The organism is Corynebacterium sp. HMSC071B10 (genome assembly GCF_001814825.1).
GTDB lineage: Bacteria > Actinomycetota > Actinomycetes > Mycobacteriales > Mycobacteriaceae > Corynebacterium.
The window spans coordinates 67,216-77,552 of sequence record NZ_KV817978.1 but is presented as its reverse complement, the minus strand read 5'-3'; the positions used below and the strand labels follow the sequence as shown (position 1 = coordinate 77,552).

The 10,337-nt window shown below is 59.0% G+C and carries 11 protein-coding genes; 9 read left to right on the top strand and 2 right to left on the bottom strand.

Going from position 1 to position 10,337, the window contains the following annotated elements:
• From HMPREF2990_RS12340 to HMPREF2990_RS02495, 3 genes are all read left to right on the top strand, one after another.
• Positions 1-673, top strand: a 673-nt coding sequence (locus tag HMPREF2990_RS12340; protein ID WP_141757768.1) for a DUF3800 domain-containing protein, incomplete at its 5' end; no start/stop codon positions are given.
• 452 nt (positions 674-1,125) lie between these two features.
• Positions 1,126-1,752, top strand: a complete 627-nt coding sequence (locus HMPREF2990_RS02500) for a MusI family membrane protein (protein WP_141757767.1) — start codon at positions 1,126-1,128, stop codon at positions 1,750-1,752.
• A gap of 150 nt (positions 1,753-1,902) precedes the next feature.
• Positions 1,903-2,319: a hypothetical protein gene (locus HMPREF2990_RS02495; protein WP_070762559.1), complete on the top strand. Its 417-nt coding sequence runs from the start codon at positions 1,903-1,905 to the stop codon at positions 2,317-2,319.
• 234 nt (positions 2,320-2,553) lie between these two features.
• On the opposite strand, the gene HMPREF2990_RS02490 is transcribed toward HMPREF2990_RS02495, so the two are convergent.
• Complete coding sequence (locus HMPREF2990_RS02490) at positions 2,554-4,290, bottom strand: ATP-binding protein (RefSeq protein ID WP_070762558.1); 1,737 nt, start codon at positions 4,288-4,290, stop codon at positions 2,554-2,556.
• A gap of 319 nt (positions 4,291-4,609) precedes the next feature.
• Here HMPREF2990_RS02490 and HMPREF2990_RS02485 point away from each other — a divergent pair, with 319 nt between their 5' ends.
• The 5 genes from HMPREF2990_RS02485 (at position 4,610) to HMPREF2990_RS02465 (ending at position 8,304) form a co-directional block, all read left to right on the top strand.
• A complete protein-coding gene (locus tag HMPREF2990_RS02485) occupies positions 4,610-5,353 on the top strand; it encodes a chymotrypsin family serine protease (RefSeq protein WP_070762557.1) in 744 nt (247 codons plus the stop codon).
• Positions 5,354-5,596: 243 nt separating this feature from the next.
• Complete coding sequence (locus HMPREF2990_RS02480) at positions 5,597-6,007, top strand: hypothetical protein (protein ID WP_070762556.1); 411 nt, start codon at positions 5,597-5,599, stop codon at positions 6,005-6,007.
• Positions 6,008-6,088: 81 nt separating this feature from the next.
• Positions 6,089-6,493, top strand: a complete 405-nt coding sequence (locus HMPREF2990_RS02475) for a DUF4118 domain-containing protein (RefSeq protein WP_070762555.1) — start codon at positions 6,089-6,091, stop codon at positions 6,491-6,493.
• Between the two features lie 242 nt (positions 6,494-6,735).
• Entirely contained in the window at positions 6,736-7,479 is a 744-nt protein-coding gene (locus HMPREF2990_RS02470) for a chymotrypsin family serine protease (RefSeq protein WP_070762554.1), read from the top strand.
• Positions 7,480-7,560: 81 nt separating this feature from the next.
• Positions 7,561-8,304, top strand: a complete 744-nt coding sequence (locus HMPREF2990_RS02465; protein ID WP_070762553.1) for a chymotrypsin family serine protease — start codon at positions 7,561-7,563, stop codon at positions 8,302-8,304.
• A gap of 76 nt (positions 8,305-8,380) precedes the next feature.
• On the opposite strand, the gene HMPREF2990_RS02460 is transcribed toward HMPREF2990_RS02465, so the two are convergent.
• Positions 8,381-9,610 (bottom strand): dicarboxylate/amino acid:cation symporter, encoded by a 1,230-nt coding sequence (locus tag HMPREF2990_RS02460; protein WP_070762552.1) that lies wholly within the window; start codon positions 9,608-9,610, stop codon positions 8,381-8,383.
• 220 nt (positions 9,611-9,830) lie between these two features.
• On the opposite strand from HMPREF2990_RS02460, the gene HMPREF2990_RS02455 reads away from it, so the two are divergent.
• A complete protein-coding gene (locus HMPREF2990_RS02455; protein ID WP_246817407.1) occupies positions 9,831-10,292 on the top strand; it encodes an SdpI family protein in 462 nt (153 codons plus the stop codon).
• Positions 10,293-10,337 lie beyond the last annotated feature (45 nt).

Here is a 10,337-nt window from a genome sequence, read left to right as displayed (position 1 = left end):
CGTGGCGCATCCACCGCATGATCGGGCCAACTCAGCAGGTGGATTCTTCGTCGTCGGATTCGTAAAAATTCGTGATGGTGCGACGCTTGAACGAAAAATCCGCCATCTTCGCCAGACGTTTCACTACCACTCAGAAATCCACTTTGCCGATATCCGAAAAGACAACGTGGAATTCTATTTCCAAGTCGCTGAAACGCTTGCAGCTGCAGACGTTCGCGTTGGGGGCTCGGTGTATGACTCCCGAAACTCTTTCACGTCCTCTACAGAGACCTGGAAACAGCAATCCGAAATGGCTGTTCGCTTGATATCAGGAAATATCAATAAAGGCGAACTAGTGAACGTTTTTCTTGACCTGGTCCAAACCCCTCGAGGCGAAACTGTCGCAGGAACCGTGAAGGAGGGGGTGAACAAAAAGCTTGGCAACCGCTGTGTCATTGAGGCGTACGACGTCGACTCCAAGGCCATGGATTTAGTACAACTCGCGGACCTTGTTGCGAGCTCCATTAACTTTGAACGCAAACGTGAAAGTAAACCCGTGGAATCTCACCGCAGAACACCAAAAGCACGTGTTGCAGCGCGACTAAGGCGAGCTCTGGAATTAGATTCGTTCGAGGATGTGCAGCAAGGAAAGGTCAATATCATGACCATGATGAATCCGCCACTGCCACATTGACTCATCCCGTAAGAGCCGTATAATCAATTGTGCTTGTGGAATTGGACTCGTTATCCACCACCCACGAGCCCGGCTGCGGGTCACCCGCCTTACCGGTTCGCGCATAAGGTTTTTGCGCCTTACATACTTTGATAGCCTTCTGGTCTCCATCTCGAGAGACCGGGGGGCTATCTTTCGTTTCTTCAGACCCCTGGTTGTCGGGGCAATTCGGGACATCAGGGGCAGCGAAAGTGTTCAGCGCGGAGTGCCGCCGTTGTGGACTGTTGTCCTGCATCCGCTGATGAAGTGCAAATGGAGCTAGCTCCATTTCCGGTTGCGCCTGGAGCACGACCTGGGGTTTTACGTGGCGGTTCGGCCCAAATGGAGCTAGCTCCTTTTAGAGGTGTTGCCCGGCGCGGCTCCGTGGCATCTTGTCTGCTGCAGCTTGGCACCCACCAACTACGCTGGTGCAGGTGAACATGTTTAACCCGGAATCGCGCTTCATGTCCGCCTTCACGCTGCTCGCGGACATTGTCATTCTCAACATGCTCATCGTGTGCTCCAGCCTGCCAATCGTCACTGGCGGGGCCGCACTCCGCGCTGCGAACGTGGTCGTCGGTGACATGCTCCAGGGCATCGGCTCCCGCTACGGGCTGCAGTACCTGCGCGAGTTCCGCAACCAAGCACGACCGGCCACGCTGTGGTGGCTCGTCCTGCTGGTTGCGGCGGCGGTGCTTGTCTATCAGCAGTGGGTGCTCTTCCAGGCCGACGTCGATGGCACCGCACTGTTCGCTCTCCAAGCGCTCGCGCTCTCGGGGGCGATGATCCTCGCCGGGATCTCCGTATGGTTCTTTGCCTTGGAGTCGCTGCCTACCGACGACGGATTGCAAACCAGCCTGACCCGCGCGGTCGTGCTCGCCTTCAAACACCTCATGCATACCCTCGGTGCCTTGGCCGTACTCTGGCTAGGCATCTCACTGGTGTGGTTCCTGCCGCTGGCGTGGGCGGTACCGGCCGTATTCTTCTTTGTGCCTGCCCTGTGCGTCTACTTGGTTCGGCTTGTGTTGGCGGAACCGCTCGGGCAGAAACTGGGGGTGTAGCCGGAGTCAGGGCTGCACGCGCTGGTTGGCGAATACGAACTTTTGGTGAATTTCTACACAAAAAGTGTTGCGGACAGGTGCCACACACTGTTTTATTGGCGTAAGGCCTGTAATTCCACTGCCTTCATCCCGAACCCCAAGGAGTTCCCCATGAAACGAATCGCGTCCGCTACTCTCGCGGCCACCACCGCCTTGACCATGACCGCCGCTCCGGCATACGCGGCGGACGATGTGCCCTCTTCGTCGAAGTTCTACAGTGAATGCGTTAACGACCTAAGAGAGAACGACAAGGAAGCCCGCAAGCAGGGTTACACGAATAAGGAGATCCGAGATGCGTACCGAGAGGAGACAAAGGGCGAGTTTGCTGTCCCAGCCTCCAGCGCCAGCGGCTACTGCCTCGGACTAATGACCAATGATGATTATGAAGGCGAACACTACAAGGATGGCACCATTGCCTTCCTCACGTTCGTCCCGCTGGGCATCGTTGCGCTGCTCGGCGTAGCGGCCGCCGCCTCCGGCGTCATCCCGGGTGTGTCCCTTCCTGCAGTTCCGGGACTGCCGCGCTAAACCAAGGCCGGTAAGGCTCCAATTGCCAAAGTGGTTGGCCTCCGGACGAGCTGAACCTTAACCCTCTCCCCGCACACTTCGTGCCGAGAGGGTTTTGTTATGGGCACTTTGTTATCGACTCGCCCCGTTCCTAGCTCAACATTCTACTCGAAATTCTTTCGAGCAGAATGTTATCCGCAGGTCAGACTAGATATATTCGTTTCAAGTACCTTTCGAGTACCTTTCGAGTAGCTATCACGGCGCATCAGAGACTCGGAGATACTTTCTCGCTCGGCTTGTGGGTGGGGCGGTGGCGAGGATGAGGTTGGCGTCGAGAAGCGACCGAAGCTTCACACGAACAGTGCTGACGGACAGCCCAACCTGATCGGCGACTTCGCGCGCCGAACGAGCGTCAGTTTGCGACAAGACTTCAAGGACACGGCGCTCGGAAGCATCAAGCGAAGTGGACTCAGGCGTTGTCGACAGCTCAGTGCCAGCGAGGACGAAGCGGTCCACGTCCGGGGTAGTAGCGAGCAAACCCTCATCGACCATCGTCCGGAAGAGCGAGCGGGCGTCGTCGCTGTCCATCCCGAGGTTTTTTCGCAGGTCGCGCGGGGTGACCGCGCCAAGCCCACGAGCAATTGCAAGTGCAACATGCCTGTCCCGGCTTGCATTCGGAGCGCGCTGCTCGAGCCACTCTGCGAGATCCGGGGTAAGCAGGCCGAACCGCTGTAAAGTCACGCGGAACTCACCAATCTCGGCGTGGAATTCCGGACTCGGAAGCCCTTTCTCCCTCATCCCCTGAAGCATTCGCTGAATTCCGCTACCGTGGTTCTCTGCAACGTGGGACGAACCATTGGGCGTCGGAAGGTGGCTGAGCAAGCTCGCGATATATGGGTTACGCGATTCGGAACGCACCTCATAGAGTTGATCCACCGTCAAGCCCCGCCAGAGTCCACCAGGGTTAATGACCTCCACGCGGTCCGGATAGACATCAACGTGGACCTGCATGCCGCGAGCCGCCGCGCTGTAGTCACGGTGCATGACCGCGTTCGAGATCGCCTCGCGCAGCACGATCTCTGGAATTTCTGGCTCGTCTACCATCGTGCCTCCGCTCTCCACCGTCCGAGTTCGCAGGTTGCGAAGCACAGCTTGGATGGCATCCTCCACAGCGACGGGAAGCGGCCCGTCGCAATGCTTCCGATCCACAAAACGTGTCGCCTGCGCCGATTTCTCAAAGGTAGGGTGTACGGCCACATCGATGAACAACTGGGGGAAAAACTGCTGCGGATACTTACCGACGGTCAGCAATCCCGCCATCACTGGGACATTGTCACCGTTCACGATGTGCAACCGTTCGAGCACTTCTGCGTCAGTGGACGTTCCGTACATAATCCGAGATCCACTCTTCACGAACGAATTGGCCAGCTCTTTCCAGCTCCGCTCATCCAAATCAGAAAGATCAGCCTGGGGGAAGGGTTCGAGCTCCGAGTAGTCCGGATCGAACATCGCCGACAGTTGGTCGACTTCGTACGTGGTCAGACGCTTGTCACCGTCGAGAACCCGTTTATACGAGCCGTTCTTCGGTCCTTGCGCTGTCACGTAACAAGGCATCCGCTTTTCGAGACGACTATCCCCGCGCATTGGAAAAATCTCCACCAGCACTACTGGGTTGCCTTCAAACTCATCAGTCTCAATATTGTGGCGGGGAATCGGCGTAGTAGGTGGTTTATCCTGCTCGCTACGAAAGGCACTAATTAACTGGTCATTGACCTTGTGGACATCAAACGTAGGATCCACCGTAAATGACCGAGTGCGTTGATCTTCGTTGATGCCAAGGACAATTGTTCCGCCGTTCGTGTTAGCAAATGCGCTGACCGTCGACCAGAAGCCCTTATCTAGCTTCCCGGAACCCGCCTTTGCCTCAATGGCATGGTCATCATTGCCCTGGCGATTTAGGCGATTCATGATCTCCGTCATGCGGTCACTCATGTCGTCACTATACCTCACTGACATGAGTGAGAGAGCGAGTGACAGTAGTGAGGATGTAGTGAGGAATAGAGAGCTAAGAGTCGATCGAGGCAATACCCTGCACTTTCGCTGTTCAGTGCACTCTCACTCATTCACACTGACAGTAGTGAGGACATGAGTGACCATAGTGAGAACGTCAGTGAAGGTAGTGAGAACCGTAGTGACGGTAGTGAGGACATGAGTGAGGAAACGTGCTTCAGCCTGATGGTCCCAGGGGAGCCCCACACGAGCAGCCAGGTTCCACCCAGCGCGATACGATTGCTCTGAAAGGAAGGCCGTTGTGAAAAAGAAAATAGCCAGCCTCGTCGCTGCGGGGCTCATGTTGCTTGGTGGTGCCGTGAATGCTAGACCGGCGGAGGCGCTCACGCTGCCGCAAGAGGTGTCGATGGGGTCGTCGTCAATCTCCGGGGTACTTGGGGCCAATGCGCCACGTGGAACCGTCGTGAAGCAAGGCGACGAAATCCTCACGGATGAGGTGCTGAGCTACGGGTCGTGCACGCTCGGCTACGTCGACCGACGCGCAGGTATTGGCTACACCGCCGGGCACTGCGGCTTTGCAGGGCAGCCCGTGCTGAATACGCGGAGGCAGATCATCGGGTACTTCGAGTCCTCGACGATGATCACCCGGAAAGCCAACCTGTACCTGGACTACGGGGCGCAGATCTTCCCCGAGCTGGGGAAATACACCTACCGCGGACCGATGGCTGACACCGCCAGAATCCGCTTCGTCCCCGGGGTCACGGTTGGCGGTAACTCGTTGAGCGGTGACCGGATCGTGCCGCTGCGTGAGATCCGCTCGGGCGATAAGGTCTGCGCCACTGGTGTATCAAGCAGGCGGGTGTCCTGCGGCACCGTCGACCGTGTCCACGGCCAGACCATTTTCGCCCACCACACTGGGCTCCGCCACGGAGATTCCGGCGGGCCTGCGTGGATCCCGGGCAAGGGCTTCATTGGCGTGAATTCGGCCAAGGAGTGGGGGAGCCGCTCGGGTTACCGGATGACGTTCGCGCACCCGCACGGGTAGACGTTCAAGGACACCGCTCGTTTGTCGAAAAGGGCGGTGTTTTTGTTTGGCGCAGCGGTGGGATGCACTGCCGCGTGGGCGAGGCTGGAGGTACGTTACGTTACGTGTCACCTAGTATTTTCCTGAGCGAATATTCTTATTGATTTTTGTCGCCTTAGCGGTTGCGGTCACATGCCATGCACTGTTTCATAGACATAGGACTTGCATCACAGTTCTTTCACTCTATGACCCAAGGAGATACCAATGAAGCGTTTTATAACTGCGGCGCTCGCGGCAACCACCGCCCTGACTATGACCATCGCTCCGGCACACGCACAGGTAGAAGTACCACCGCCGTCCAAGCCCGACAGCTCGTCGGAGGCGTACAAGACCTGCATGGATGTTCAAACAGAGAACGAAAAGAAAGCACAAGAGCGAGGGATTGGGAAAGAATACAAGGAAGCACGCGAAAAACTCGCCAAAGAAAAGGGCATTTCTAGCTCCAGCAACGAGGGTTACTGCATCGGTGTGCTGACCAAGGACGACGACTACAAGGCCGGCACCATCGCCCTGCTGACCCTCGTCCCGTTGGCGATTGTCGCGCTGATCGGCGGCGCAGCTGCTGCCTCCGGCATGATCCCGGGTGTCTCTCTTCCGGCCATCCCTGGAATGTAAGGCACTACGTGAGCTTTTCGCCTAAAAGTTCACCACCACGTTTTCCCACCTCACGCCATTAAAACCTCAAAGGACACAACCATGAAACGCTTGACTACCGCGGCACTCGCCGCCACCACCGCACTGGCCATGACCATCGCTCCGGCACACGCCGCGGACGATCCTTCCAAGCCCAACTCATCAGAGTTCTACCAGGAGTGCCTGAAGGAACTTGACGAGATGGAGCAGGCGGCAGAGAAAGCAGGAACTGAAGAGGAGTTCAAGAAGCTCCGCCAGGAACGAGCCTCAGAACGTGGCTACTCAGGGTCGAGCAACGAGGGTGTGTGCATCGGGTTGGCCACCGATGACAACCCGGGTGCCGTCGCGCTCATAGTCCTTCTCCCGGTGGCGATCGTCGCACTGATTGGTGGCGGTCTCTATGCTGCCGCCTCCGGCATGATCCCGGGTGTCTCGCTTCCGGCTGTTCCGGGTCTCCCGAAGCTGTAGACACCGATTACTTGCCGTCACGGCTCAACATTCTACTCGAAAGAATTTCGAGTAGAATGTTATCCGCAGGTCAGGCTAGATATATTCGTTTCAAGTACCTTTCGAGTAGCTTTCAAGTAGGTTTCGAGCACCTCGCTGCAGCCCTATGTTTCACGTGAAACGGCACTGCTCGCAGCGAGGATTCGAAGATTCATTGTTGGGGCCCGAGGCAGATTAAAATCAGCCTCGAAAGAGAGGCCTACATGAAGAAGAAACTAGCCAGCATCGCCGCAGCGGCGATGCTGTTCGTCGGGGCAGCGGCGACGCCCGCCGAGGCGCTTACACTGCCTCCGGGGGCGACCACAAGGTCGTCGACAATCAGCGGTGCCTTTGGTGCCAACGCCCCGCGCGGGATGGTGGTGAACCAGGGCGATCGGATTATGACGCCCATGCTTGCGAATCTGACCTGCACGCTGGGCTACGTCGATCGTCGTGCCGGTGTTGCGTACACCGCTGGCCACTGTGGGTTCGCGGGCGCGGCCGTCGCCAATACGCGCGGCCAGATCATTGGCTACTTCGAGGCCTCAAACATGCTCGCGAGTGTGTACACCATCCCGATCGCGTACGCCGCCGAGTTCATGCCTTCGCTGCGACCAAAGGTCTCCGCCGGGCCAACCGCAGATATTGCGCGTATCCGCTTCGTTCCCGGCGTCGTGGCAGGCGCGAACAAATTCAGCGGTGACCGCGTCGTCCCGCTGCACGAGGTGCGGGGTGGAGACAAGCTCTGCGCGGTGGGTTCGCAAAGCAAGCGAGTGTCCTGCGGAACTGTAGACAGGGTCAACGGCGACGCCACCTTCGCGTTCCACCGCGGGCTCATCCCCGGTGACTCGGGCGGCCCTTCGTGGATCCCCGGCAAGGGGTTTGTCGGGGTAACAAGCGGGACCTACGCCAACATGGCCGGTATGGAAGGTGCGCGCGAGGTGTTCGTGCACCCGCGCGCGATTTAAGACGGTATCCGCTCGCCCTCCCATCCAGGAAATTGGAACAACCTGTACCTGGGATATGATTGAGCTGGAAGGGAAGCCGTTATGAAGAGGAAAATTGCAAGTCTCGTCGCTGCTGGACTGATGTTCATCAGCGGCACCGTCGGTGCCGGAATAGCGGAAGCCTCGTCGCTACCTCCAGGGAGCTCGATGGGGTCGTCGTCAATCACCGGGGCGCTTGGTGCCAATGCGCCACGAGGCACCGTAATGAACCAAGGCGACGAGATCCGTTTGAACCTTGTTGTCACACAAGGGAGGTGCACGCTCGGGTATGTCGACCGACGTGCCGGAATCGCCTATGTGGCTGCGCACTGTGGCATTGCTGGCCAGCCTGTATACAACACGCGGGGGCAGATCATCGGGTATTTCGAGGCCTCGAATTTCATCACGCACAACCTGTCTACGCCTTTGTCTTCTTTTGCCTCGGCCTTTCCGGCTGTCTCTAATGCACTGTATAGCGGCGCTTTGAAGGACATTGCCACAATCCGCTTTGTCCCCGGTGTCGTCCCTGGCAGCAACTCGTTCAGCGGTGACCGCATTGTGCCGCTGAGTCAGGTCCGACCCGGGGATACGCTGTGCGCGACCGGCGCCGTCAGCAGGCGCATCTCGTGCGGGAAAGTTGATCGCGTCCACGGTGAAACCATATTCGCCTACCACGGCGGACTCCGCCACGGCGATTCCGGCGGGCCGGCGTGGATCCCGGGCAAGGGCTTCGTAGGAGTCAATTCAGGACACATTTGGAGCAGCAGTTCAGGGCACCGAATGGCCTTCGCGCACCCACACCGCTAAACACGCAAAAAAGAACACCGCTCGTTCATGAACGGGCGGTGTTCGTGTTCCACCGAGCGGCTCAGTAGCTCAGCGCTTAGTTGGCTGCGGTGGCGGGGGAGGGGCTCTGCGTGGCGTCGTCAAGCTTTTGGCCCTTGATCTTGCCCTGCGCAAACTTGTTGATCACCATCGCGATGGCACCGTCGCCGGTGACGTTGGCTGCGGTGCCGAAGGAGTCGACGACGATGTACGCGGCGATCATGAGCGAGACCATCGACTCATCGAAGCCGAGATTTGCCTGCAGGAGGCCGACGGCCGCCATGATCGCGCCGCCAGGCACACCCGGCGCGGCGATCATCATGATGCCCAGCAGGAAGATGAAGCCGAGGACCTGGCCGGCCGACACGTCGAGGCCGCCCATGAAGACGACGGCGAGCGCGTACAAGGTGATCTTCATCATCGAGCCGGAGAGGTGGATCGTCGCGCACAGCGGCACGATGAAGCCTGCGACGTCCTCGTCCACCTTGTTCTTGAGCGTGGAGCTGTAGGTGACCGGGATGGTCGCGGCCGAAGACGAGGTGCCCAGTGCGGTGAAGTAGGCCGGCAGCATGTTCTTCAGCGCGACGAACGGGTTCTGGCCTGCGACGATGCCGGCGATGATGTACTGCAGGAGCACAATGATGATTGTCATCACGATGGACAGCACCAGCACGGTACCGAACGCGGCCATGGTGGAGCCGAAGTTGTCGTTCATGCCCAGGTTGAGGAAGGTGCCGAAAATGAACACCGGCAGCAGCGGCACGACGAAGCTCTTGACTACCTTCATGATGACGCCGTTGAGCTCGTCAAGCACCTCGTGCATGGTGTTCGACTTCACCGAGGTCATGGCGATGCCGATGACGAATGCCAGCAGGAGGGCAGACATGACCTCGAAGGGGGCCGGCATTTCGACCTCGAAGTAGGGGCTCAGGCCGCCCGCGTCCGGGTCATCCACGTTGGTAATCAGCTCGGAGCCCTTCAACAACGAGGGGTAGAGCGCAGACGCGGTGCCCCAGGCGATCAGGCCGGAGATGATGGTGGAGCCGTAGGCCACGCCCGCGGTGATACCGAGCCACTTGCCTGCGCCGCGGCCGAGGCCGGCGATCGCGGGGGCGATGAGCGCGAAGATCAGCACGGGCACGAAGAAGCCCAGGAAGTTGGAGAACAGGCCGTTGAACGTAACAAAGACGCGCGCGAGCCAGTCGGGGAAGAACAAGCTGCACAGGAAGCCGAGGATGATGGCCACGACAACCCAGAACAGCAGTGACTTCAAAACGTTCGATTTCATTGTTGGAACCTTTTGCGGTCACGGGACCGTGGACGGACCCGAAGATGTACAGGGAAAAGACAGGTATTTGTTCCTGTCCTGTGAATGTTATTGTTCCCTATCTCGGCCCGAAAAGGCGAGCTTTAGGTGAATTTTTTTACACGCGGGTCGCGGGTTGCCGCTATACTGCCATGCCCGCGCGCACTTTGCGCTGCCACCGTTCCGGTTTATCCTGGAGAGCATGTCCCCGTTTGCAACTATGACCACGCTGAACGTGGTGCTCGGCGTCCTGTTCATTATTGGCGCGCTCCTCTTCCTCGTCCCCGGCGCGCTCGCCACCGCAGGCAAGCTCCCCGGCAACAACATCATCGGCCTGCGCCTGCCGGAGGTGCGCAAGAACGAGAGCACGTGGGTCACCGCACACCGCGTGGTCGGCCCATTCGCGTTGCTCGCTGGCGTCGCGATGGCGATCGGTGCCGCCTTCGCCTTCATCGCGCAGGGCTGGGTGTGGATCGCGCCCGCCGCAGCGCTCATCGCGGCCATCGCCGCCTTCGCCGTCGGCGGTAACTACGGCTCGAACGCCGCCAAGCTTGCCGACGCCGCGTTGAACCAGCCCGACGAGCCCGCCGAACCCGAGCCCGCCCCGGAGGTCAACCTCGACGCGCTGCGCCGCGCCGCCGGCAAGGCGGACGGGGAGGCATAGCCGACAGGCCTTCACAACCCGGGATGTTTCACGTGAAACATCCCG

Bases quoted from the DNA above. Each gene is read 5' to 3' on its own strand.
- HMPREF2990_RS02495 (WP_070762559.1), top strand. From the start codon at position 1,903: ATGAAACGAATCGCGTCCGCTACTCTCGCGGCCACCACCGCCTTGACC.
- HMPREF2990_RS02490 (WP_070762558.1), bottom strand. From the start codon at position 4,290: ATGAGTGACCGCATGACGGAGATCATGAATCGCCTAAATCGCCAGGGC.
- HMPREF2990_RS02480 (WP_070762556.1), top strand. From the start codon at position 5,597: ATGAAGCGTTTTATAACTGCGGCGCTCGCGGCAACCACCGCCCTGACT.
- HMPREF2990_RS02475 (WP_070762555.1), top strand. From the start codon at position 6,089: ATGAAACGCTTGACTACCGCGGCACTCGCCGCCACCACCGCACTGGCC.
- HMPREF2990_RS02470 (WP_070762554.1), top strand. From the start codon at position 6,736: ATGAAGAAGAAACTAGCCAGCATCGCCGCAGCGGCGATGCTGTTCGTC.
- HMPREF2990_RS02465 (WP_070762553.1), top strand. From the start codon at position 7,561: ATGAAGAGGAAAATTGCAAGTCTCGTCGCTGCTGGACTGATGTTCATC.
- HMPREF2990_RS02460 (WP_070762552.1), bottom strand. From the start codon at position 9,610: ATGAAATCGAACGTTTTGAAGTCACTGCTGTTCTGGGTTGTCGTGGCC.
- HMPREF2990_RS02455 (WP_246817407.1), top strand. From the start codon at position 9,831: ATGTCCCCGTTTGCAACTATGACCACGCTGAACGTGGTGCTCGGCGTC.